This is a genomic window from Krasilnikovia cinnamomea (genome assembly GCF_004217545.1).
GTDB lineage: Bacteria > Actinomycetota > Actinomycetes > Mycobacteriales > Micromonosporaceae > Actinoplanes > Actinoplanes cinnamomeus.
Genome location: NZ_SHKY01000001.1, coordinates 4,473,583 through 4,496,536 on the forward strand (window position 1 = coordinate 4,473,583; position 22,954 = coordinate 4,496,536).

The window sequence follows — 22,954 nt, forward strand, 5'->3', positions numbered from 1 at the left end:
GCCCGTCCGTACTACCGTGGGCCGGGTTGTCACGACGGCGGACGGAGGCAGCTCATGTTCGATCCCTCGGATCTCGACGCGGCCGAGCGTTGGGTCGACGACTGGCAGGCCGGCTTCGAGCAACGCGCCGCCCAGGCCCGGGAGTTGGCCCGGCGCCTCGCCGACCTGACCGCCCAGGCCCGCAGCGACGACGGGCTCGTCGAGGTCACCGTGGGCGCGAACGGCATGCTGACCGGCCTCGACCTGCACGAGGACATCCGCCGCCAGTCCGCCGCCCGGACCGCGCAGCAGATCCTCGCGACCCTCGCCACCGCCCAGCAGGCCATGACCAGGCTGGCCACGGAGGCGACCGCGGAGACGCTCGGCGCCGACAGCGAGACCGGCCGGGCCGTGATCGCCTCGTTCACCGGCCGCGAGCCGGCATGACGGACCAGTTCGGGGTACGGCACACCGAGCTCACCACGCATGCGGGTCACGTCGAGGCCGTCGCCGACCGGGTCACCACCGCTCAGCAGGCCGGCGCCGCGGTCCGGGCCGGCGCCGACGCGTACGGCAAGCTGTGCGCGATCGTGCCGGTCGCCCTCGGCGTCCTGCAGGACATCCTGGTCGACGGCATCGGCGCGGCCGCGGAGTCCCTCCACGACACCGGTGCCCGGCTGCGCGCGACCGCCGCCGGGTACGACGGCAGCGACCAGCGCAGCGCCGAGGCCCTGCACCGCGTCAAGGAGCGGATGTGACGGTCAACCCGCTCGTCGCGGCGCGCGTCGACGAGCCGAAGAGCTCCTGGGCCGGGATCTGGATCGCCGAGGACATCGAGCTCATCGCCCAAGGGGTCGAGAACCGCAGCTGGGTGGACGGCACCCTCGGCGTGGTCGGCGCGGGCCTGGACGCCCTGGCGCTGGTCTCCGACCCGGTCGGCGCGCTGCTGCAGTACGGCATCTCCTGGCTGATCGAGCACGTGAAACCGCTGTCCGAGGCGCTGGACTGGCTGGCCGGTGACCCGGCGCAGATCGCCGCGCACGCCCAGACGTGGCGCAACGTGGCCTCCTCGCTGCGCGCGGAAGCCGACTCGCTCGCCCAGGCCGTCCGGTTCGACCTGCCCGACTGGCGCGGCGCCGCCGCCGACGCGTACCAGGGCTGGGCCGCCCAGCGGGAACAGTCGTTGCAGGCGCTGGCGAAGGCCTCCGACACGATGGCCCTGATCACCGAGGGCGCGGGCCTGATCATCGGCACGGTGCGCATCATGGTCCGCGACGCGGTCGCGACCGTGGTGTCCCGGCTGATCGTGTACGCGGGTGAGCTGATCGCCACGCTCGGCGCGGCCACGCCGGTGGTGGCGGAACAGGTGACGACCCTGTGCGCGTCGTGGGCGGCCAGGATCGCGCGGTGGCTCAAGGAACTGATCTCCAGCATCCGCAACCTGCTCCGCGAGGGCGACAAGCTCGGCCGGCTCATCGAGATGCTCAAGCGCAAGCTCGGCATCGGCGGCAAGGGTGGAGACGGGCTCACCTCCCCGTCCCGGCCGCCGAGCCCGAACGGCAAGCCGCGCGGCGACCGTACGGACGCGCACCCGACCCGCAAGAAGGACCGGGCGCTGCGGCGGGAGAACGAGTCCGCGGACACCCTGGCGCAGAACGGCTACGACGTCGAGCAGAATCCGCCGCCGAAGCCCAACGGCAAGGAACCGGACTATCGCATCGAAGGTGAGTACTTCGACTGTTACTCGCCGGATACAGCGAAGCTGGACAACATCCGCGACGCGATCAGCGACAAAGTCCGTAAGGGCCAGGCGAACAGGATCGTCCTCAACCTGGACGACTGTCCCCGATCGGCTGAGGAGATCGCCGACGTCTTGCGGCGTAAGCCGATTACCAACCTGGAACAGATCCTTGTCGTGAAGGATGGCAAGGTCGTGCCGTTCTATCCGTTCGAGTGATGAGGTAGCTGCCGGTGTCTTTGTTCTACACGTTCTACGGCGAGGCCGACGTGTCCTCGGAGGACATTCGGTCGACGATGATGGCGGTCCTCGGCGGGTCTGTCGGCGCCGAAGAAACCATCTTCCGAGACGGAATGTATGTCGAGGCCTATCGGGTCGAGCCTGCGGAATCGCACGCCACCAGTGGCTACTTCGGATTTCAGGACAAGGTCATCGCGATCTTTCACTTCTCCAATCGCGCATCGGCCGAAACGAGCGATCACAACACTGTTCTGATGGCGGAGGCTGTGCTCGCGGTGTTCGACGCGTACCCGGGCCGGGGAGTTCTGCTGTTCAACGGCTCGCGGGCGATCCTGCAGCGGTTGGGCGACGGGATCGAGTTCGACGCTGAATGGGAGGACTGGTCCGAGATCGACGAGGCGCGTCCGATTGTCGCGCGACACACCGTGCGCCGGTTGGCCCAGCCGATGCTGTGAGTGGAATAGACCCGGTCCGGCGAAGGAATCAACATGGCTTTCTCGGTGGGTGTGTGGTCGGAGGGTCCGGTTGCCGGAGGAACCCTCTATCGCTGGGAGATCGACGCGGGCAAGGCTGGCTTCGGCTTCGCTTTGGTCGACTGGGAGACTGGGACTGTGCGGCCCGCCGATCGGCGGGGCCAGCCACAGGGGACGTTCGCCGTGGATGGACGATCCGGCGTGATGAGCGGTGACGTCGTGGGTCCGGACCGTATGCCGATGGTTCAGGTGGCCGCCGCACTTATCCGGGCCTACCGCCGTGACGGGCGGGTTCCGGAAACAGCCCACCCTTACTTCGGATGACGCCCGCGAAACGACCGCGTCATGATGACAGAGCCTGTCTTCGATTTCCTCGGGGAGTGACCGCGGCGTGGACCTTCGCGAACCTCGCCTTGCCGCAGGTCAGTGATCACAACACCGTGCTCATGCTCGTCCTGGCTGGGTTCGGCGAGGCGCCGGGCTGCGGGGGGGGGGTGCTGTCGGCCAAAGGTAGCCGAGTCATCCTGCAGCGCCCGGGGAGCGAGATCCAGTTCGACAGGGGATGGGAGGACTGGACGGAGATCGCGGAGACTCGTCCCGCCGTCGCCCGGCGGGTCAGGCGCGGGTTGCCGCAGCCGCTGTGGTGAACCGCGAGCCGCTTCTTCAGAAGGCGCGATCGCGTCTGCTGCCGGGCGTCGGGCCGGGCGTGGCGCGGAGGGGTCGGGCGTCCGGCGTGGAGCGGCATCCGTGCAGGTCGCGCTGTACGGATGTTTGCACCCGCGTCACCGTCCCGAAATACGGGCGGCGTCTACTGTCGGATAGAGGACTGATCCGCGGTCAGGCATGCAACTTGCACGAGCGGTTCGCCGGGCGAGTTGCCTGTCTGTCGGGTGCTGACCTGCTGATCCAAGGGTGTCGCAAGCATTTGCAGATGCTGCCGGGGTTTCATTCACCGATGTTTTTGAGATCCCGACGGAATCCTCTTCCTGTCGATCTCTGATGGTGAAACTCTCAAGCCAGTAGCGCCAGCGACACGGACGGTGGTGGTGCCCTATGCGTCCAGACGTTCTTGTCGGTCCGAGCGAGTGGGTGGTCGAGCAGTTCGGCGACAAGGTCGCCGCCGAGATCTGGACCCGAGTGCCGGAGGCATTGAGCACCGCGATCGAACGCGAGGTCAATGCACGCCCCGCCACCGCACAGGCCGCGGAACGCGTTCTTGCCAACCCGCGTTGGCCATTGCCGTACGAGGAGCTCGTGCTCTTCCTCGGTACCCTGCCCGGCGCCGAGATCATCAGCGTGCCGAAGTCGGTCTACCAGCTCGTACTCATCAACGGGCACGTCCTCGTGCCCTGGTGTTACGGCCAGTCCGCCCGGGTGTCCATGGGCGACGCCGAGGTCGGTCGCTCGTTCGGCCGGCTCGTGCGGGAGCTGCTGCGCCGGTTCGGGCCGCCGTGGCGCCGTTCGCAGACCGAGTCGCCGCTGCCGCTGGACGCGGTCGACGAGCGCGAGGTGGCGAAGATCTGCGCCGCGATCTGCCGGATCGAGCCCCGCCCGGATGTCGTCGTCGCCGGCTACGCCGGTGCGCCGAACCTGGGTCTGCTCCGCGCCTGTCTCGGCGAGATCAAGTCGACCGACAACGGCACGCTGAACTGGAACCACGTCGCCGATCTGCCCCTGCCTCCCCCGGTGATCCCGCGGCCGCGCCGCATGCATTTTCCGTGATGGTGGGCGCCGCCTGACGACGCCGGACGTCCACGGGCCCGACTCCCGCAGCGGAGCCGGGCCGCGGCCGTGTCCGGGCTCCGCGCGGAAGGGCGCTCGGCCCGGCGGAAGTCCTGGCAGCATGGCGGTAGAGAGCGTCAGTGCGGGGACCGGGGGGACCTCATGGCCGCGTACGTGGTGACCGGCGGCGGGCGCGGCGTGGGGCGCGCCATCGTCGAGCTGCTGGCCGGGGCCGGCGAGACGGTCGTCGTGATCGAGTTCGACCCGGCCGTGGTCGGGTGGGTCGACGACCACCCGGACACCAACCGGATCGTGCCCGTGCTCGGCGACGCCGCGGACGAGGAGGTCACCGAGCGGGCCGCCGACATCGCCGACGCCGCCGGGTCGCTGGCGGGCTGGGTCAACAACGCGGCGGTGTTCCGCGACGCCTGGCTGCATGAGGTGTCCGCGGCGCGGCTGATCGAGCTGATCGGCACCAACCTGGACCCGGTCGTGGTGGGCTGTGGCACGGCGGTACGCCGGTTCCTGCGCCACGGCGGCGGCGCCATCGTGAACGTCTCGTCGCACCAGGCGCAACGGCCGGTGTCCGGTGCGTTGCCGTACGCGACCGCGAAAGCGGCGGTGGAGGGGCTGACCCGCGCCCTCGCCGTCGACTACGGGCCGCGCGGAATCCGGGTCAACGCGGTCGCGCTCGGCTCCATCGCCACCGACCGCTCCGCGGACCACCTGCGCGGCCTCGCGCCGGAGGAGGCCGAGCGGTTCGAGACTCAGATCCGCCGCCTGCAGCCGCTCGGCCGGATGGGACGGGCGGACGAGGTGGCTCAGGTGGTGGCGTTCCTGCTGTCCGAGGCGGCGGGCTTCGTCAACGGCGCGATCGTCCCGGTCGACGGTGGACGGGCGGCGCTGGGGCGGGACCCGGAGGAATCGGACCCGGGTTTCTGATCACGTTCCGCGCCCGAATGGGCGCGGCGCGTGCATGCCGGGCGCACTTATGGGGCGGGCGTCGCGGTAGGTTCCACAATAGCCACGGGCAGTGACTATCTGTCATGGAAGTTCTCAGATATGACACCCATCCGCCGCTGCGGGCGGTCGTCTGATCGGCTATTTTCACTCTCTGATTAGCGGAGAAGGGGCTGGCCACCAATTTGTTGGATGGCTTGCAAAAACATTGTTGACACCGATACCTGTTACAGAAGGCAAGTGACGGGTCGTAATAGTCCAGGGGTCAGCCGAGGCCGGGAGGTGGGGGGCGCATGACGGCAGCCGATGAGCGCGTGCCGCGCCCGCGCGCGCTGCGCGACCGCCGTGCTCGCAGACCGCACCCCGCCGACAGCGGCGACGCGGCCGAGCGCCCCGAGTCCGCCGACGAGCCGGTCTGGTTCTCCTACTCCGTCTCCGGGGACTCCATCGTCTGGTCGGAGGGCCTGCGCGGCCTGCTCGGCCGCCCACCCACCGGAAACCAGATCAGCCAGCAGGTCCTCGCCCGCTACGTACACCGCGACGACCACGCCCGCGCCCTCGCCGCGATCACCCGCGCCTGGACCGGCCGCGAGTCCGTGCGCATCACGGTCCGGCTGATGCGCGCCGACGGCGGGTGGTTCGACGTGGACTGCCGCCTCGAACCCACCACCGGAGCGGACGGCGGCGTCACCGGCGTACGCGGCACGCTGCGCGACGTCTCCGCGCGGGAGCGGGCCCGGCGCGAGGTCGACCGGCTCAGCCGCCGCGGCGAGACGGTGCTGGCGTCGGTCATCGAGCGCGACCCGGCCACCGGCCTGCTCAACCGCGCCCGCTTCGCCGACGAGGTGGACCGGGCACTGCGCCGGGGCGGCGGCGCGCTACTCGTCGTCCGCATCCAGCCCGACGGTCGCATGACCGAGCGCACCGAGCGCAGCGAGGGCCACGAGGGCATGCGCGGCCAGCTCCGCATGACCGAGCGCACCGAGCGCAGCGAGGGCCACGAGGGCATACGGGGCCAACTGCGCAAGACGGAACGGGGCGAGAGCCAGGACGGCGGGCACGGCGGCGAGAGCGTCTCACCCGAACGCCACGCCGAGCTGCTGCACCGCGCGGCACGCGTACTCGAAGGTCTGGTCCGTCCGGAGGACCTGCTCGGCCGGGTCGGCCCGCACGAGATCGGGGTGCTGCTGTCCGGGGTGTCCTGGACGCTCGCCCGGCGCCAGGCGCAGCTGTTCGTCGAGGCGTTGCGCGCCCACCCGTTCGTGCTGCCCGACGCCTGGCTGCGGGCCCGCGCCTGGGCGGGGCTGGTCCGCTTCCAGCCCGGCGCCGAAGCGGGCAGCCACGACCTGCTCATCGACGCCGAGCACGCGTGGCGGCAGGGCCGCGAGACCGACCGGCCGCTCACCCCGGTGCCGCAGCCGGTGCCGGCGCGCGACCGGCAGGGCACCTACCGTGACCGGGTGGCCGACGCGCTGGGCACGGACCGGTTCAGCCTGGTCGCCCAGCCCATCGTCGAGCTGCAGAGCAACGCGGTCGCCCGGTACGAGCTGCTCCTGCGGGTGCTCGACGAGACCGGCGGCCCGCAGTCTCCGATCCAGGTGCTGGACACCGCGGAACGCCTCGACGCCGTGTACGACATCGACCTGTGGGTGGTCGAGCGGGCGATGCAGCTCGCCGCCGAGCGCACCGACCTCAACCTGCAGATCAACCTCTCCGGGCGCTCGGTCGGCGACCCCCGCCTCACCGCCGAGGTGGAAGGGCTGATCAAGCGGTACAGCGTGAACCCGGAGCAGCTCACCTTCGAGATCACCGAGACCGCGCTGATCGGCAACCTCAGCGAGGCCCGGCACTTCGCCGACCGGGTCCGCGACCTCGGCTGCGAGCTGGCGCTCGACGACTTCGGCTCCGGCTACGCCTCCTTCCGCTACCTGCGGCTGCTCCCCATCGACCTGGTGAAGATCGACGGCGAGTACGTCGTCAACCTGGTGCACAACCCGCAGGACCAGGTGCTGGTGCGCGCGCTCGTGCAGGTCTGCCAGGCGTACGGGATCCACACGGTCGCCGAGTTCGTCCAGGACGAGCCGACGCTGCGGATGCTGCGCGAGTTCGGCGTCGACTACGTGCAGGGCTACCTGGTGGGCCGCCCGGAGCCGGTCGACGCGCTGCGGCCGCGGCCCCGGATGCGGCGTTCGAACCGGCGCTGATCTGGGTATGCGGCCCGGCATGGAACATTTCACGATCGCCACCGTGGCCGAGAAGAGCCCCGACTTCCGCCGGGTGCTGTGGACCGGCAAGCACACCCAGCTCGTCGTCATGACGATCCCGCCGGACGGCGAGATCGGCGAGGAGGTCCACGAGGTGGACCAGATCCTCACGTTCGTCAGCGGCGTCGGCGAGGCCAAGGTCGGCGGGCAGAAGCGCAAGGTCGCCCAGGGCGACCTCGTGGTCGTGCCGGCCGGCACGAAGCACAACTTCACCAACGCCGGCCCGAACCCGTTGGTCCTCTACACGGTGTACGGCCCGCCGGAGCACGCCGACGGCGCGGTGCACCGGACGAAGGAAGAGGCCGACAAGGCCGAGGAGTCGGGCCGGGACGAACCGCCCACCGGCTGATCGGCCGCGGACCAGAGCGGCGCGGCGCTGCCACCTCTCGGGGGCGGGTGGCAGGGTGAACGGATGAGCCAGCGAGTCAACGGAGTCATCGCCCGGGCCAAGGGTGCCCCCGTCGAGGTCGCCACGATCGTCGTCCCCGACCCCGGTCCGGGCGAGGCGGTCGTGCGGATCCAGGCGTGCGGGGTGTGCCACACCGACCTGCACTACCGCGAGGGGGGCATCAACGACGACTTCCCGTTCCTGCTCGGCCACGAGGCCGCCGGGATCGTGGAGGAGGTGGGCGCCGGGGTCACGGACGTGGCACCCGGCGACTTCGTCGTACTGAACTGGCGCGCCGTCTGCGGCGACTGCCGCGCCTGCCGCCGCGGCCGCCCCTGGTACTGCTTCGCCACCCACAACGCCGCCCAGAAGATGACCCTGACGGACGGCACCGTGCTCTCCCCGGCGCTGGGCATCGGCGCGTTCGTGGAGAAGACGCTCGTGCACGCCGGGCAGTGCACCAAGGTGGACCCGGCGGCCCGCCCGGCCGCGGTGGGCCTGCTCGGCTGCGGCGTGATGGCCGGGATCGGCGCGGCGATCAACACCGGCGGGGTGACCCGCGGGGACTCGGTCGCCGTGATCGGCTGCGGCGGGGTCGGTGACGGCGCGATCGCGGGCGCGGCCCTGGCCGGGGCTACCACGATCATCGCGATCGACACGGACGAGCGGAAGCTGGAGTGGGCCCGCCGCTTCGGCGCCACCCACTCGATCGACGCCCGCTCCACCGACGTGGTCGAGGCGGTCCGGGCGCTCACCGGCGGCAACGGCGCCGACGTCGTGGTCGAGGCGGTCGGGCGGCCCGAGACGTACCGTCAGGGCTTCTACGCCCGCGACCTTGCCGGCACCCTGGTGCTGGTCGGGGTGCCCACCCCGGAGATGACCATCGAACTGCCCCTGCTGGACGTGTTCGGCCGTGGCGGCGCCCTGAAGTCCAGCTGGTACGGCGACTGCCTGCCCACCCGCGACTTCCCGATGCTCACCGAGCTGTACCGGCAGGGCCGGCTCGATCTCGACGCGTTCGTCAGCGAGGAGATCCGCCTGGACCAGGTGGAGGAGGCCTTCGCCAAGATGCACACCGGCGGGGTGCTGCGTTCCGTGGTGCTCTTCTGATGACCGCGCGGATCGGTCACGGCGTCACCTCCGGCACGTTCTCGCTGGACGGGCAGACCTTCGACGTGGACAACAACGTCTGGGTGGTGGGCGACGACCAGGAGTGCGTGGTCGTCGACGCGCCGCATTCCGTATCCGGGGTGCTGGCGGTCGTCGCCGGGCGGCGGGTGCGGGCCATCGTGCTCACCCACGCCCACGACGATCACGTACGGGTCGCTCCCGAGCTGGCCACGGCGACCGGCGCGCCGCTGCTGCTGCACCCCGCCGACGAGGTGCTGTGGCGGCTCGTGCACCCCGGCCTGCCGATGCCCGACCCGCTGGCCGACGGGCAGGAGGTCGCCGTGGCCGGGACGGTCCTGCGGGTCCTGCACACCCCGGGGCACAGCCCGGGAGCGGTCTGCCTGTACGCCCCGGAGCTGGGCCGCGTCTTCACCGGCGACACCCTGTTCCAGGGTGGGCCGGGTGCGACCGGGCGCTCGTACAGCGACCACGACACGATCCTCGCGTCGATCCGGGAGCGGCTGTTCACGCTGCCGCCCGAGACCGTCGTGCACACCGGCCACGGGCCGAACACCACGATCGGCGCCGAGCGCGCCTGACCGGCGCCTGTTCCGTGGCCCCGGGTCGGCCTCGATCCGGGGCCGCGGTCACGCGTCAGGGGGTCACGCGGCGCGGCTTGCGAGTGGGCACGGCGGTCGGCTCGTATGGTGGGATCCCCGATCCGGCTTGTGGGGATTGACAAGGCAACGATCGCCGCGAGTACGCTGCGGCGGCCGATCCACCTGAGGGAAGGCACTGTCGATGCAGCATCTGTCCGCGCGGCGCCTGATGGGCGTGCTGGCGGTGGCCGGTGTTCTCCTCGCCACCGTGGCCGGTCCGGCCCAGGCCGGGGGAGTCCACAACGGCCCGATCTCGGTCGCCTTCCCGGACATCGAAGTGCCCGTGGGCGGCACCGCCATCGATCTGCTGGGGCCGAACGTCTGGCACACCTCGGGCCCGACGCAGCTGACGGGCGCGAAGGTCACCTATGTCCTGCGCGGGGTCCCCGGGGTGCGGATCAGCCCGGCCAAGGACACCCGCGGCGACTGCGTCAACCCGACACCGACCCGGGTCTCCTGTTCCGAGCCGCGAACGCTCACCTTCGAAGGGGAGACGGTCGAGCAGTACCTGCCCGTGGAGGTGAAGGCCGCCAAGACCGCCAAGCGCGGCGACACCGGGACCGTGACCATCACGTTCTCCGCCGACGGCGTGGCACCGATCACCGGCACCAGCGAGGTCCGCGTGATCTCCGGCGGAGGCGGGCGCCTGCCGACCACCGGCCCCGTGGCCGGGCTGATCGGCGGGCTCGGCCTGCTGCTGCTCGGCGCTGGTGTGGTCGGCGTGCTGGCCGCACGCCGCCGCCGCGCCCGCTTCATCGCCTAGGTGCGTCCACCCCGGATCCGCAGCCACCGGCGGCTGCGCCGCCCCGGCAGGTACGGCGAGTCCAGCCGCTTGGCCACCACCCCGTCGAGCCCCTGCGCGGCCGCCGCCTCGCACGCGAACTCCCCGCCGCCGGGGAAGTACGGTGGCGTCTGCCAGTGCGCCCCGGTCACCCCGAGCCCGTCCAGCAGCTCCCGGCGTTCGGCGTACCCGATCGACTCCGTGGTGGCCCGCCCCTCCAGCCACAACAGGTCGTACGCGAGGAACTGCACCGGGGTGCGCTCGGCCGCACGCCGCGCGGCGGCCGCGTCGCGCGGCGCGCTCCGCCGCTCCAGCAACGCCGCCGACGGCATGGACCCGTCGAACGCGACGATCTCGCCGTCGAGCACCACCTCGGTGGGCGCCAGCGCGGCGCCCAGCGCCCGCAGCTCCGGATACCACGACGTGACGTCCGCTGAGGTGTCCGAGCCGAGCCGGACCCGGCCGCCCGAGACCGCCACGAGCGTGCGGCGTCCGCCCCAGCTCAGCTCGTAGCCCCAGGCCTCGTCGTCGGCGGGCAGCCGGGCCGCGGGCGCCGCCAGCATCGGCGCCACCGACTCGGGCATCGGCTGCCAGCCCGGTTCCGGCGGGTCCATCCGGCGGACCATCCAGTCGGCGCCCCTGGTCTGGAAGAACACGTACCGGCCGGAGGTGCGCTCGCCGTGGAACGTCACCCCGATCTCGTCCTCCCGCCACTTGTCCGACGTGTACGTCCCGCGGTCGTGGATGAGCATCCGGCCGCCGCCGTACTCGCCGGCCGGGATCTCCCCGGCGAAGTCGAGGTACTCCAGTGGATGGTCCTCGGTGTGTTTGGCCAGGTTGTTGCGGGTGGAGTCGCGGGGCAGGCCACGCGGCACCGCGAACGACACGAGCACGCCGTCGCGTTCCAGACGCACGTCCCAGTGCAGGCTGCGGGCGTGATGCTGCTGGATCACGAACCGGCCGCCCGGGCCCGGCCGGAGGCCCGCGGCGGGCACGGGTTCGGGGGTACGCCGGGGGTCCCGCTTGCGGCGATACTCATCGAGGCGATCGCTCACCCTCGCATTGTCGGACCCCTGTGCGAGGGTCGCCACATGTACGCGCAGGCTCCGTCCTCGATCCACCCGCTCGTCGTTGCGTGGCACGCGATGACCCCGCCGGGCGGGCAGGTGGTCCGCGTGCTGCCCGACGGCTGCCTGGATCTGATCTGGCGCGACGGAGCGGTCTTCGTCGCCGGTCCGGACACGGCGGCGCGGCTGCATCCCACGGCCGGGGGCACCCGGTTCGCCGCACTGCGCTTCGCCGCCGGGACGGGCCCGCCGCTGCTGCGGGTGCCCGCCGACGCGCTGACCGACCGCGCGGTGCCGCTGGCGGAGTTCTGGCCCGCGGCCGAGGTGCGCCGCCTGGCCGGGGCCGACGATCCCTTGGCCGCCCTGGAGGCGGTCGTGCGGCGCCGCTGGCGCGACCCCGACCCCACGCTGGTCGCCCTCGCGGCGGGGGCGCGGGCGGGGCGGCCGGTCGCGGCGCTGGCCGAGACGCTCCAGCTCAGCCCGCGTCAGCTGCACCGACGCTGCCAGACCTCTTTCGGGTACGGCCCGAAGGCCCTCGGCCGGATCCTGCGCCTGCGCCGGGCCCTGGCGCTGGCCGTGGGCGGCCACCCGTTCGCCCAGGTGGCCGCGGACGCCGGGTACGCCGACCAGGCGCACCTGTGCCGCGACGTGCGGGCCCTGGCGGGGGTGCCGCTGCGCACGCTGGTCGGTTGAGCGGTCAGCCGGGCAGCGGGGCGTACAGATCCACGGAGTTGCCGTCCGGGTCGCGCACGACGGCGTAACGCTGGCCCCAGAACGCGTCCCACGGCTCCCGGTGCCCGGTGTGCCCGGCCGCCACCAGCGCGCCGTACGTGTCGTCCACCTCGGCCGGTCCGGCGCAGCGGAACGCGAGACTGATCCGGCCGCTGCCCGCGCCCGGGGCGAACCCCGGGTCGAAGGAGCGGATCACCTCGTGGGTGTCCCAGGCGAGCCGCAGGCCGCCGTCCAGCTCCGTCTCGACGTGCGGTTCCGTGTCTGCGCCGGCCGGAATGTCCAGGCCGAGGCGGCGGTAGAAGGCCAGCGAGGCGGCCATGTCGGCCACCGCGAGGCCGACGACGTTGAAGGTCGGTGTCATGGCGCCGACGCTACGGCGGCCGCCGGCGCCGGGTATTGAATGAATCGGACGCTCCAGTCGCTCCACCCGTGCGTGGGTATCGCGTCCACACGGCGGCGGGTAGTGTCTTGGCTCCGACGCGTGGCCATCCCCTCGGAGGCGTGCCCCGATGACACTGCGCATCCTGGTCGTCGGCGCCGGCATCGCGGGCCTTGCCGTGGCCCGGGCTCTGCGGGTCGCCGGATTCCGGCCCGACATCGTGGACGAGCAGCCGGCGGGCGTGATCCCCGCGGCGGGAATCTTCCTGCCCGGCAACGCCGCCCGCGCGCTGCGCCTGCTCGGGCTCGACGCGCCGGTGCAGCCCCTTGGTGACCTGATCTTCCGCCAGCAGTACCTGGACGTCCACGGCCGCGAACTGTTCGAGTTGGACGTCGCCGGGATCTTCGCCGGGGTGGGCGAGTGCCGGGCGCTGTCGCGCGGCGAACTGCAGCGGGTGCTGCTCAGCGGCGTCGGCGGCGAGGTCCGGTACGACACGCCTGTGCGTGACGTGACCATCGTGGACGGCGCCGCCAAGGTGGAGTTCGGCGACGGCGGCATCGCCGAGTACGACCTGGTCGTCGGTGCCGACGGCCGCCGCTCCATGATCCGCGCCCGGGCCGGGCTGGGCGGCCCGGCGACCCCCACGGGGCACGTCGTGTACCGCAGCGTGGTCAACGGCGGCCCGCCGGTCAGCGCGTGGACCGGCCTGCTGGGGCGGCGCGCCTCGTTCGCCGTGATGCCGATGGGCGGGCGGCGGCTGTACTGCTGCGCCGACGAGACGGTCGCGCCGGACGCGCCGGCCCCGGCCGACCCCCGGGCCCGCATGCGGGAGCTGTTCGCCGGCTTCGGCGGGCCGGTGCCGGCCGTGCTGGAGGCGATCGAGACGGTCCAGGTGGCCCGCACCGACGAGGTGCTGCTGGAGCGCTGGTCCGCCGGGCCGGTGGTGCTGGTCGGCGACGCCGCGCACGCGACCGCGCCGACACTGGCCCAGGGTGCGGCGATGTCGTTCGAGGACGCGGTGGTGCTGGCCGAGGTGCTCGGGGCCCGGCCGGACGACATCCCGGCCGCGCTGGCGGAGTTCGAGCGGCGCCGCCGGCCACGCTGCGGCAGCGTCCGCGAACGGACCCGGGAACGCGACCGCACCCGCGACGTGCCCCCCGCGTTGCGCGACCCTATGCTGCGCAGGAGGGGACGGCGGATCTTCGCCGATCATGTCCGGGAGCTGGCCGCGCCGGTGTGACGCGCACCCGCGCACTTGGTCACCCCGCGCCCGCCGGGGCGGGGCGGGGGACTATTCTGCCAGCGAGGTACGCCATTCCGTACGCGCGTACTGAGTGGGACGAACGAGACACCGGAGGCTATCCGTGACGACCGTTGCGCCGAAGCCGATCGTGACCCGGCCCTACCCGGTCCGACGGCAGGTCAAGGGTTCGGCGATCGCGCGGGCCCTGCGCACGACGGACGCGAAGCAGATCGGGATCATGTACATGATCACGTCGTTCGTGTTCTTCATGCTGGGTGGTCTGATGGCGCTGCTGATGCGCGCCGAGCTGGCCCGCCCCGGGATGCAGTTCCTCTCCCCGGAGCAGTACAACCAGCTGTTCACCATGCACGGCACGATCATGCTGCTGTTCTTCGCCACCCCGATCGTGTTCGCGTTCGCGAACTTCGTGGTGCCGATCCAGATCGGCGCGCCGGACGTGGCGTTCCCGCGACTCAACTCGTTCGCGTACTGGCTGTACCTGTTCGGTGGCACGATCACCATCGCCGGGTTCATCACGCCCGGCGGCGCGGCCGACTTCGGGTGGTTCGCGTACACGCCGCTCAGTGACGGGCTGCACTCGCCCGGCGTGGGCGGCAACATGTGGGTGGTCGGCCTGGCCCTGTCCGGTCTGGGCACCATCCTCGGCGGCGTCAACATGATCACCACGATCCTGACGCTGCGCGCGCCCGGCATGACGATGTTCCGGATGCCGATCATGACCTGGAACATCCTGGTCACCAGCCTCCTGGTGATCATGGTGTTCCCGTTCCTGGCCGCCGCGCTGTTCGCGCTGGCCGCCGACCGCGTCCTCGGCGCCCACGTCTTCGACGTCGCCACCGGCGGGCCGATGCTCTGGCAGCACCTCTTCTGGTTCTTCGGCCATCCCGAGGTGTACATCATCGCGCTGCCGTTCTTCGGCATCATCACCGAGGTCATCCCGGTGTTCAGCCGCAAGCCGGTGTTCGGCTACAAGGGCCTGGTGGCGGCGACCCTGCTGATCGCGGCGCTGTCGATGAGCGTGTGGGCGCACCACATGTTCGTCACCGGGCAGGTGCTGCTGCCGTTCTTCAGCTTCCTGAGCTTCCTCATCGCGGTCCCGACCGGCATGAAGTTCTTCGTCTGGATCGGCACGATGTGGCGCGGCCAGATCAGCTTCGAGACGCCGATGCTGTTCGCGCTCGGCTTCCTCGTGACGTTCCTCTTCGGCGGCCTGTCCGGCGTGCTGCTGGCCGCCCCGCCGATCGACTTCCACGTCTCCGACTCGTACTTCGTCATCGCTCACTTCCACTACGTGCTGTTCGGCACGATCGTGTTCGCGGTGTTCGCCGGCATCTACTTCTGGTTCCCGAAGATGTTCGGCCGGATGCTCGACGAGCGGCTCGGCAAGGTGCACTTCTGGCTCACGTTCATCGGCTTCCACGCGACGTTCCTGGTGCAGCACTGGCTCGGCACCGAGGGCATGCCCCGCCGGTACGCCGACTACCTGGCCGGTGACGGGTTCACGTTCCTGAACATGTGGTCGACCATCGGCTCGTTCGTCCTGGGCCTGTCGACGCTGCCGTTCATCTACAACGTGTGGAAGTCGTACAAGGTCGGCGAGCTGGTGACCGTGGACGACCCGTGGGGCCACGGCAACTCGCTGGAGTGGGCGACCAGTTGCCCGCCGCCGCTGCGCAACTTCGACCGCATGCCGCGCATCCGCTCGGAGCGCCCGGCGTTCGACGCCAAGTTCCCCGAGCTGGCGGCCGGCGGCCAGTCCATCGCGGGCCCGCCGGAGGGCGGCGCGAAGCCGCTGACCGCCGAGTCGGACGGTGGCGCCACGTACCGCGAGGACATCGGCAGCAACCGCGACAAGCCCTGATCCACCCAGAACGCCACACGGCCCGCCCTGCGACCCGCGGGGCGGGCCGTCTTCGTTCGCCCGCCACTCGGGTCATACCGTCGCCGGCCAGTTCTAGTGATCTTGAGAATTTCGGGTTCGAAGCTCACCCGAAGTCCTCACCTTTCGCGGCGACCCCGCTCCAACGCGACCTCGGGTCGCACCGCTTCTAGACGCGGATGGTGGGTGGTCAGGGGCGGCCGGTGCCTGCCACGTTGACCGTGCCGGTGGCCTCCGTCGTCGCCATGACCTGGTCGACCCCGGCGTGGTCGGGTGGGAGGACCTTGCCGGAGCCGCGCGACACCTTGGCGGACGGTTCGGTGGGTGTGCCCGCCTGGGCTGGCGTGGCGGCTGGGGGCTCGGTGGGCCGGGTGGGGGAGCGGTGTCGGAGCTGGGCGGGCAGGGCCAGCAGCGCCACGAGCACCCCCACGATGCCGACCGCCGCGAACCCCCACGGCGGGGACAGGGTGTCCATCACCACGCCGGCCAGCGGCGCGCCCAGCGCCACCCCGACGGTCAGCGACGAATTGTGCAGGCCCATCGCCTCGCCCCGGGCGGCGGCGGGGGCCAGCCGGCTCACCACGTCGGCGGTTGCGGTGATCGTCGGGGCGCACAGCGCACCCGCCGGGATGAGCATCAGCGCCAGCAGCCACCAGTGGTCGCCGCCCAGACCCACCGGGATGGTGAACAGCGCCATCGGGGCGAACAGCGCCAGCGGCGGCAGCCCGCGCCGCACCGTGCCGTACGCGAAGCCGCCCAGCAGCGAATACGCCGCCCAGAGGCCCAGCACCGCACCGGTCCACTCCAGCTCGCCGGTGGAGCGCAGCACCGCCACCACGGCCACGTCCGTGCCGCTGAGCACCAGCGTGGCGGCCGCGGTGACCGCCAGCACCGCCACCAGCCGTGGCCGCAGCCAGGAGCGCCGGGGCACCCGCACACCGGCCGAGACCGGCGCCTCGTCGGCGCTGCGGATCGCCGGGTCGAGCAGGTAGAGCCCCACCCCGGAAACGAGGATGCCCGCACCGACCGCCAGCATCCCGGCCCGCGCGCCCGCCGTCGTGGCGACAAAGACCCCGAGCGCCGGGCCGGCCATGAACGACAGCTCCGTGGTGATCGAGTCGAGGGCGAACGCGGGCAGCCGGTGCGACTCGGGGGTGAGCGCGGTGATGGACTGCCGCGCGACCGCGAACACCGGCAGTGTCAGGAAGCCGCCCACCAGCGCGGCCAGCACCAGGGTCCAGTACGGCATGGCCTGTGCGGCGGCCCAGAAGGCGACCTCGGCGACCGTGGTCAGCACCAGGATCGGCCGCAGGCCGCGACGGTCCATGACGCGGCCCAGCACCGGGGCCCCGAACGAGCCGCCGACGGTGAACGCGGCGCCGACCAGCCCGGCGGCGCCGTACCCGCGGCCCAGGTCCTGCACGACGTGCAGGGTGAGGACCACCGGGCCGGCGGTCACGGGGATGCGGGCGAGCGTCGCCACGGTCAGCAGCGGACGCATCCCGCGCAGGGCAAGCGTCTCCCGGTAAGGCGTGAGTGTCATGTCGGTCCTGTCCTCCGACTTGCCAGTCTCCGCCCGGGGTACGACAACCCCAACCGGATTAGACGGAGGTCACCACGGGTGTGCCGGTTGTGGCCACCGAGGCGGTCCGGAACTGCTCCAGGGCGGCCTCGGTGGTGGCCGGCGCCACCCCGGCGGTCAGATCCAGCAGCACGGTGGTGGCGAAACCCGCGGCCGCGGCGTCCAGGGCGGTGGCCCGTACGCAATGATCTGTGGCGATGCCCACGACGTCGACCGAGGTCACGTCGCGGGCGCGCAACCAGTCCGCGAGGGTCTGCCCGTCGGCGGTGCGGCCCTCGAAGCCGGAGTACGCGGCCGCGTGCGCCCCCTTGTGGAACACCGCCTCCACCCGGTCGGTCTCCAGGCCGGGGTGGAAGTCCGCGCCGCTGGTGCCCGCCACGCAGTGCGCCGGCCAGGAGTCGACGAAGTCCGGCGGGTCACCGAAGTGGGCGCCCGGGTCGACGTGGTAGTCCTTGGTCGCCACGACGTGGTCCCAGCCGCCCGTGGCCAGCGCCCGGGAGATGCCGCCGGCCACGGCGGCGCCGCCGCCGACCGCCAGCGAGCCGCCCTCGCAGAAGTCGTTCTGCACGTCGACGATGATGAGTGCGCGGGACACGGTGCCTCCGATCAGGTGGTCGGGACGATGGTGACGGGGATGGCCGGGTCGCCCGCGGACAGCTTGAGACCCTCCCACGGGATCGAGATGAGGCACTGGCGCAGGTGCTCGCGGGACTCGGCCAGCGGCACCGGGTCGAGGATCTCCCCGCCGACGACGTAGGAGCGCTGCAGCAGCCGGTCGTTCGGCCGGTGGTCGGGCACGCCCTGGGAGACCACGATCTCCTCGGTGGCCGTACCCGTGGGCTTGTGCCGCCGGACCGCGGTCTTGCGGCCGCCGACGGTGGCCTTGTTCTCCGAGCGCTTCACCACGGGGCGGCCCTCGACCTCGACCAGCTTGTACACCAGCCCGGCGGTGGGGGCGCCGGAGCCGGCGACCACGGCGGTGCCCGCGCCGTACATGTCGACCGGTTCGGCGGCGAGGGTGGCGATCGAGTACTCGTCCATGTCACCGGAGACGATGATCTTCGTTTCGGTGGCGCCGAGCGAGTCGAGCAGCTCCCGCGAGTGCCCGGCCAGCACCGACAGGTCGCCCGAGTCGATGCGCACCGCCCGCAGGTCCGGCCCCGCCACCGCGATCGCGTTGCGGATGCCCTGCGCGATGTCGTACGTGTCCACCAGCAGCGTGGTGTTCTTGCCCAGCGCCGCCACCTGCGAGGCGAAGGCCGCCGACTCGTCGTCGTGCAGCAGGGTGAAGGCGTGCGCCGAGGTGCCCGTCGTCGGGATGCCGTACTTCGCGCCCGCGGCCAGATTGGACGTGGAGGCGAAACCGGCCAGGTAGGCGGCGCGGGCCGCGGCCACCGCGGCGGCCTCATGGGTACGGCGTGAGCCCATCTCGATGATCGGCCGGCCGCGGGCCGCGGTGACCATCCGGGCCGCCGCCGCGGCGACCGCGCAGTCGTGGTTGAGCACCGACAGCAGCAGCGTCTCCAGCACCACGCACTCGGCGAACGTGCCGGACACCGTGAGGATCGGCGAGCCGGGGAAGAACAGCTCGCCCTCGGCGTACCCGTCGATGTCGCCGGTGAAGCGGTAGTCGGCCAGCCATCGCGCGGTGGTCTCGTCGACGATGCCGGCCCGGCGCAGGAACTCCACCTCGGCCTCGGCGAAGCGGAAGTCGCGGATCAGCTCGGCCAGCCGCCCCGGTCCGGCGACGACGCCGTAGCGGCGTCCGGACGGCAGCCGCCGGGCGAAGACCTCGAAGACGCAGCGACGGTCGGCGGTGCCGTCCTTGAGGGCGGCGCTGACCATGGTCAGCTCGTACTGGTCGGTCAGCAGGGCGGATGGGTACGCGGTCACGGTCCCACCCTATTGCGGCAGGGATCGAAGCGCGGGGGCGAGTTCCGTGCGCCCGCTGACCCCGAGCTTCGCGTACACCCGTTGCAGGTGGTTCTCCACCGTGCGCGGGGACAGGAACAGGCTGTCGGCGATCTCCCGGCTGCGGGCGCCTGCGGCGGCCAGCTCGGCCACCTGCCGTTCCCGGCTGGTCAGCGCGGGCTGCACCGAGCGCAGCGGCGGCGTCCCCAGCGTGTCGCAGGCGGCCAGCGCGTCCGCCAGCACCTGGTTCGCGGCCAGCGCGCGCGGATCACGGACCGCGCGGAACAGGCGCAACGCGGTCGCGGCGGCCTCCGCGGCGAACACCAGGTAGCCGTGGGCGGCGAAGTCCCGCGCGACCGCGTACAGCGCCCCGGGGTCGTGGGTCGCGGCTGCGCGCGCGTGCCGCAGCAGCAGCGGTGCCGCCGGGCCACCCGGGACCTCGGCCACCAACGCGGCCATCCGGTCGGCGGCCAGCTCCGCGCGGCCCAGCCGGACCACGTCGTGCCAGGCCAGCAGCTCGTACCCCGCGAAACCGTCGGTACGCAGCCGCCCGGCCAGCTCCGTCAGCACCCGCACCGCGCCGGTCAGGTCGCCCGCGCACGCGGCGGTCCACGCCCGGGCGGTCGCGTGCCACGGGTAGAACAGCCGCTCGCAGGCGCCACCGGCCGCCTCGGCGCTGGCCATCGCGGAGGTGGCGAGGGCGAGGTCGCCGCGCACGGCGGCGCTCAGCGCCCGGGCGGCGTGCCCGAGGCCCTCGTACCGTCCGTGCGCGGACAGCGCGGCGCACGCCTGCTCGGCGGCGCGCAGGGCGTCCGCGGTGCGCCCGCGCAGCCGGGCGCTGTGCGCCTGCAGCAGCGCCACCCAGCCGGTGCCGAAGCCGAAGCCGCCGGTCTGCGCGAGGTCCGCGAACTCCGCGGTGAGGATCTCGTCGAGCGCGGCCAGGTCGAGGGCGACGCTGACCCGGGTGCCGACCGTGACGGGCAGCAGGAAGTGCAGCGCGGGCGAGTCACGCCACCAGGCCGGGGCGTCCGCTTGGATCCGCGCGATCAGGTCGGCGCTGTGCCGCGGGTGGCCCGAGGCGGCGGCCAGCAGCGCCTGGGCACAGTGGGCCAGGTTGCGCGCCGATGCCCCGGCGGCGGGGGCGGACAGTACGGCGGCGGTCAGCTCGCGGGCCCGCTCCAGTTGGTTGAGCTGCAGGCGCATCACGGCCTCGACCGCGCGTACCTGGGCCGCCGCGCCGGGCTCGGTGACGGTTGCCGCGGCCAGGTCGTCGGCGGCCCCGGCCTGGCCGAGCCCCCAGAACGCCACCGTCGCCCGCAGCGCGACCGGGCGGCCGGAGGCGGCGTCCGCGCTGCCGTCCTGGCGTTCGCCGCGGTCCAGAGCGGCCTGGGCCTCGTGGGGGCGTCCGGCCAGCAGCAGGGCCGTGGCCAGCAGTTCGGTCGCCGGGTATCCGGCGCCCGCGTCCCGGGCGGCGGCTGCCAGCCGGTGGGTGAGCGTCAGGTCCAGCCGTCCGAACGCCTGGGCGGCCGCGTCGAGCAGCCGCGCGCCGTCCTGCGCGGTGCCGGAGTCCAGCCGCCACACCGCGACCCTGAGCAGGTCGTCGCGGCGCCGGGCGCCGGTGCGCTCGACCAGGTCGGCGAGGGTCGCCAGCAGGCGCCGGGTCCGGCTCACCGGGCACTGTCGGCGTACCACCTCGCCGTACAGGGGGTGGGCGAGGCGGGCGGGGCGGCGGCGGCCGTCGCCGTGCACCCGGATGAGTTCGCGCTCCTCGGCAACCTCGACCGCGGCCGGGTCGGCGACCGCCAGCAGCGACGGCAGGCCGATCGGTTCCCCGAACGCGACCAGCTCCACCACGTCGCGTACGGCGGGGGCGAGCCCGCCGATGTGGGCGTCGACCAGGTCGGCGAGGCTGGGCGCGAGGGTGAGCCGCCCGGTCCAGCGCCAGACGCCGTACGCCCGGGTCATCTCGCCGCCGCCGCGGGCCGCCTGCACCAGCTCGCGCAGCATGAGCGGGTTGCCGCTGGCCAGCTCGGTGAGGCGCTGCGCGGAACCGGCCTCCACCGGCCCGCCGAGCATGGCCGCCAGCAGTTCCTGGGAGCCGGCCGCGTCCAGCGGGCTCAGCTCGGCGTGCCCCACGAGGCCCTCGGTCCACAGCGCGCCGATCGGGGGCGGGACGGGCGCGGCGCCGCGCAGCGTGGCCAGCAGCGTCGCCCCCTGGCGGACGAGCAGATGCGCGAGGGCGGCCGACGCGGGGTCGAGCAGGTGCGCGTCGTCGACCGCCAGCACGATCGGCCGGCCGGCGGCCTCGGCGCGCAGGATGTCGAGCGCCCAGCGCAGCAGGCCGGCCTGGGACAGCCCGGCGGGCGGGTCCGGCGGCAGGACCTGGGCCAGTCCGCCGAAGGGCAGGCCGCATGCCGCGACGCTGGCGGCGGCCGTGAGCACGGCGTACCCGCCGGGGTCGAGGGTGGCGACGGCCTCGCGCAGCAGCCGGCTCTTGCCGACCCCGGCCGCGCCGCTGAGGATCAGCCCGCCCCGGCGCTGGTCGGTGGCGGTGGTGATGAGGCGGGCCAACTCGCCGGCCCGCCCGACGAACGCCCAGTCCCTCACCGCGACAGCATATCGATATCCGTCACTCCGATGTCACTGCGCGTGTCGTGTGCGGAAATGAGTAGCTGTGACATGAACGCTGAGTAACGTGACTGCTCGGCCGGAAGGGCCCGGCAACGTAGCGTTTCGCCGGGTGCGGTCCAGACGCGCCCGGGCCCGCCTGGCGGGGCGGCCCGGGCGGCCGCCATCCGGAGCCGAGCCGGAATCGGCAGTGCCGGGTGCGGCAGTGCCGGGTGCGGCGACCGTGATCGGGGGGCGCGGAATGGGGCGCGGGCCTCGACGCGGCGCTTCGGTTCCGCAACCGGGCGGATCCGGTGGCACGATGGGGGGCATGGCATTGCCTCAGGTCGCTCCCGTCGAGACGCCGGAGATCGAGGAGGTGCCAGCGGACGATCGGCCGTGGGTCACCATCGTCTGGGACGATCCGGTCAATCTGATGTCGTACGTGACCTGGGTGTTCCAGAAGTTGTTCGGCTACAGCCACGATCGGGCCGAGCAGTTGATGATGACGGTCCACACCGAGGGCAAGGCCGTGGTTTCCGCGGGAGCCCGGGAGCGGATGGAGTTGGACGCATCCCGGCTGCACGGATACGGTCTGTGGGCGACGGTAGACCAGGCGTGACCGGGTAGTACCGGGACGGATCGGGCGGTGATGGGGCAGGTGGTCTGAGGAATGTTCCGACGCCACGGCAACCAGTGCGTGGCGACCTTCGCGGTGGACGAGGTCCGTGTGCTGCGCAAGGTCGCTGGCGAGATCGTCGGCCTGCTCATGGACGGCTTCGACCACGGCGACCCGGTGGTCGACCGCCTCTTTCCGGACATCTATCCGGAGCGGCCCGACGACTCGGCCGAGTTCCGCCTGTACACCGAGGGTGACCTCAAGACCGGCAAGATCGACCAGGCCGGTGCGATCCTCGCCGCGTTGCCCGACGACGGCCCCGGCGAGGTACGCCTCGACGGCGAGGAGGCGGAGGCGTGGCTGCGGGCCATCAACGACGCCCGCCTGGCCATGGGGGTGCGGCTCGACATCCGCTCCGGGACGGACCTGGGGGAGGAGCTGGACGACGCCGTGGCGGCCGATCCGACCTCCAGCCGCGTCTTCCAACTCTCCGTGTACGCCTACCTGGGGTACCTGCAGGAGTCTCTGCTCAACGCGCTTGTGGCGGTTCGCTGAGGCGGGGTGAGCACGGCCACGCCCGGGGGCGCGGCCGGGCACGGT

General features: G+C 72.6%; 24 protein-coding genes. 18 read left to right on the plus strand and 6 right to left on the minus strand.

The window, feature by feature from the left end; all coding sequences use genetic code 11:
• Positions 1-54 precede the first annotated feature (54 nt).
• The 13 genes from EV385_RS20360 to EV385_RS20425 all read left to right on the plus strand — a co-directional run bounded on the left by EV385_RS20360 (position 55) and on the right by EV385_RS20425 (position 10,296).
• Positions 55-426 (plus strand): YbaB/EbfC family nucleoid-associated protein, encoded by a 372-nt coding sequence (locus EV385_RS20360; RefSeq protein ID WP_130510898.1) that lies wholly within the window; start codon positions 55-57, stop codon positions 424-426.
• Positions 423-737, plus strand: coding sequence for a type VII secretion target (locus EV385_RS20365; RefSeq protein WP_130510899.1), 315 nt, complete (start codon positions 423-425; stop codon positions 735-737). The genes EV385_RS20360 and EV385_RS20365 overlap by 4 nt, the downstream gene beginning before the upstream one ends.
• A complete protein-coding gene (locus EV385_RS20370; RefSeq protein ID WP_130510900.1) occupies positions 734-1,936 on the plus strand; it encodes a CdiA C-terminal domain-containing protein in 1,203 nt (400 codons plus the stop codon). The genes EV385_RS20365 and EV385_RS20370 overlap by 4 nt, the downstream gene beginning before the upstream one ends.
• Positions 1,937-1,950: 14 nt before the next feature.
• The gene (locus EV385_RS20375) at positions 1,951-2,412 is read left to right on the plus strand and encodes a SitI3 family protein (RefSeq protein WP_130510901.1); all 462 of its coding nucleotides are present in this window, start codon (positions 1,951-1,953) and stop codon (positions 2,410-2,412) included.
• 33 nt (positions 2,413-2,445) lie between these two features.
• Positions 2,446-2,754: a hypothetical protein gene (locus EV385_RS20380; protein WP_130510902.1), complete on the plus strand. Its 309-nt coding sequence runs from the start codon at positions 2,446-2,448 to the stop codon at positions 2,752-2,754.
• A 56-nt stretch (positions 2,755-2,810) separates the two neighbouring features.
• Positions 2,811-3,077, plus strand: a complete 267-nt coding sequence (locus EV385_RS20385; RefSeq protein WP_130510903.1) for a hypothetical protein — start codon at positions 2,811-2,813, stop codon at positions 3,075-3,077.
• Positions 3,078-3,483: 406 nt separating this feature from the next.
• Positions 3,484-4,152 carry a hypothetical protein gene (locus EV385_RS20390; protein ID WP_130510904.1) on the plus strand — a complete coding sequence of 223 codons (669 nt, stop codon included), beginning with the start codon at positions 3,484-3,486 and terminating at the stop codon, positions 4,150-4,152.
• 162 nt (positions 4,153-4,314) lie between these two features.
• Positions 4,315-5,094: an SDR family NAD(P)-dependent oxidoreductase gene (locus EV385_RS20395; protein ID WP_130510905.1), complete on the plus strand. Its 780-nt coding sequence runs from the start codon at positions 4,315-4,317 to the stop codon at positions 5,092-5,094.
• Between the two features lie 311 nt (positions 5,095-5,405).
• Positions 5,406-7,316: an EAL domain-containing protein gene (locus tag EV385_RS35175; protein WP_242624976.1), complete on the plus strand. Its 1,911-nt coding sequence runs from the start codon at positions 5,406-5,408 to the stop codon at positions 7,314-7,316.
• Between the two features lie 19 nt (positions 7,317-7,335).
• On the plus strand, positions 7,336-7,725 hold the full coding sequence (locus tag EV385_RS20410) for a cupin domain-containing protein (protein ID WP_130510906.1): 390 nt from the start codon (positions 7,336-7,338) through the stop codon (positions 7,723-7,725).
• A 63-nt stretch (positions 7,726-7,788) separates the two neighbouring features.
• Positions 7,789-8,874, plus strand: coding sequence for an S-(hydroxymethyl)mycothiol dehydrogenase (locus tag EV385_RS20415; protein ID WP_130510907.1), 1,086 nt, complete (start codon positions 7,789-7,791; stop codon positions 8,872-8,874).
• Positions 8,874-9,473, plus strand: a complete 600-nt coding sequence (locus EV385_RS20420; protein ID WP_130510908.1) for an MBL fold metallo-hydrolase — start codon at positions 8,874-8,876, stop codon at positions 9,471-9,473. The genes EV385_RS20415 and EV385_RS20420 overlap by 1 nt, the downstream gene beginning before the upstream one ends.
• Positions 9,474-9,675: 202 nt before the next feature.
• On the plus strand, positions 9,676-10,296 hold the full coding sequence (locus EV385_RS20425) for a hypothetical protein (protein WP_130510909.1): 621 nt from the start codon (positions 9,676-9,678) through the stop codon (positions 10,294-10,296).
• Here the strand turns inward: EV385_RS20425 and EV385_RS20430 are convergent.
• Positions 10,293-11,369 (minus strand): DNA polymerase ligase N-terminal domain-containing protein, encoded by a 1,077-nt coding sequence (locus EV385_RS20430; protein WP_130510910.1) that lies wholly within the window; start codon positions 11,367-11,369, stop codon positions 10,293-10,295. The genes EV385_RS20425 and EV385_RS20430 overlap by 4 nt on opposite strands.
• 36 nt (positions 11,370-11,405) lie before the next feature.
• On the opposite strand from EV385_RS20430, the gene EV385_RS20435 reads away from it, so the two are divergent.
• Positions 11,406-12,074 (plus strand): helix-turn-helix domain-containing protein, encoded by a 669-nt coding sequence (locus EV385_RS20435; protein WP_130510911.1) that lies wholly within the window; start codon positions 11,406-11,408, stop codon positions 12,072-12,074.
• A gap of 4 nt (positions 12,075-12,078) precedes the next feature.
• On the opposite strand, the gene EV385_RS20440 is transcribed toward EV385_RS20435, so the two are convergent.
• Positions 12,079-12,474: a VOC family protein gene (locus tag EV385_RS20440; protein ID WP_130510912.1), complete on the minus strand. Its 396-nt coding sequence runs from the start codon at positions 12,472-12,474 to the stop codon at positions 12,079-12,081.
• A gap of 148 nt (positions 12,475-12,622) precedes the next feature.
• On the opposite strand from EV385_RS20440, the gene EV385_RS20445 reads away from it, so the two are divergent.
• Positions 12,623-13,732 (plus strand): FAD-dependent monooxygenase, encoded by a 1,110-nt coding sequence (locus tag EV385_RS20445; RefSeq protein WP_130510913.1) that lies wholly within the window; start codon positions 12,623-12,625, stop codon positions 13,730-13,732.
• 124 nt (positions 13,733-13,856) lie between these two features.
• Positions 13,857-15,617 carry an aa3-type cytochrome oxidase subunit I gene (ctaD, locus tag EV385_RS20450; RefSeq protein ID WP_130510914.1) on the plus strand — a complete coding sequence of 587 codons (1,761 nt, stop codon included), beginning with the start codon at positions 13,857-13,859 and terminating at the stop codon, positions 15,615-15,617.
• A 208-nt stretch (positions 15,618-15,825) separates the two neighbouring features.
• Here the strand turns inward: ctaD and EV385_RS20455 are convergent, their stop codons facing one another.
• The 4 genes from EV385_RS20455 to EV385_RS20470 are packed head-to-tail and all read right to left on the minus strand — an operon-like array spanning position 15,826 to position 21,735.
• Positions 15,826-17,178 carry an MFS transporter gene (locus tag EV385_RS20455; RefSeq protein ID WP_130510915.1) on the minus strand — a complete coding sequence of 451 codons (1,353 nt, stop codon included), beginning with the start codon at positions 17,176-17,178 and terminating at the stop codon, positions 15,826-15,828.
• Between the two features lie 58 nt (positions 17,179-17,236).
• Positions 17,237-17,812, minus strand: coding sequence for an isochorismatase family protein (locus EV385_RS20460; RefSeq protein WP_130510916.1), 576 nt, complete (start codon positions 17,810-17,812; stop codon positions 17,237-17,239).
• A gap of 11 nt (positions 17,813-17,823) precedes the next feature.
• Positions 17,824-19,110 carry a nicotinate phosphoribosyltransferase gene (locus tag EV385_RS20465; protein ID WP_130510917.1) on the minus strand — a complete coding sequence of 429 codons (1,287 nt, stop codon included), beginning with the start codon at positions 19,108-19,110 and terminating at the stop codon, positions 17,824-17,826.
• Positions 19,111-19,119: 9 nt separating this feature from the next.
• Complete coding sequence (locus EV385_RS20470; protein WP_130510918.1) at positions 19,120-21,735, minus strand: LuxR C-terminal-related transcriptional regulator; 2,616 nt, start codon at positions 21,733-21,735, stop codon at positions 19,120-19,122.
• Positions 21,736-22,066: 331 nt separating this feature from the next.
• Between EV385_RS20470 and clpS the strand changes: the two genes are divergently transcribed.
• A complete protein-coding gene (clpS, locus tag EV385_RS20475) occupies positions 22,067-22,357 on the plus strand; it encodes an ATP-dependent Clp protease adapter ClpS (RefSeq protein WP_130510919.1) in 291 nt (96 codons plus the stop codon).
• Positions 22,358-22,408: 51 nt separating this feature from the next.
• On the plus strand, positions 22,409-22,909 hold the full coding sequence (locus EV385_RS20480; RefSeq protein ID WP_130510920.1) for a DUF2017 domain-containing protein: 501 nt from the start codon (positions 22,409-22,411) through the stop codon (positions 22,907-22,909).
• Positions 22,910-22,954: the final 45 nt, after the last annotated feature.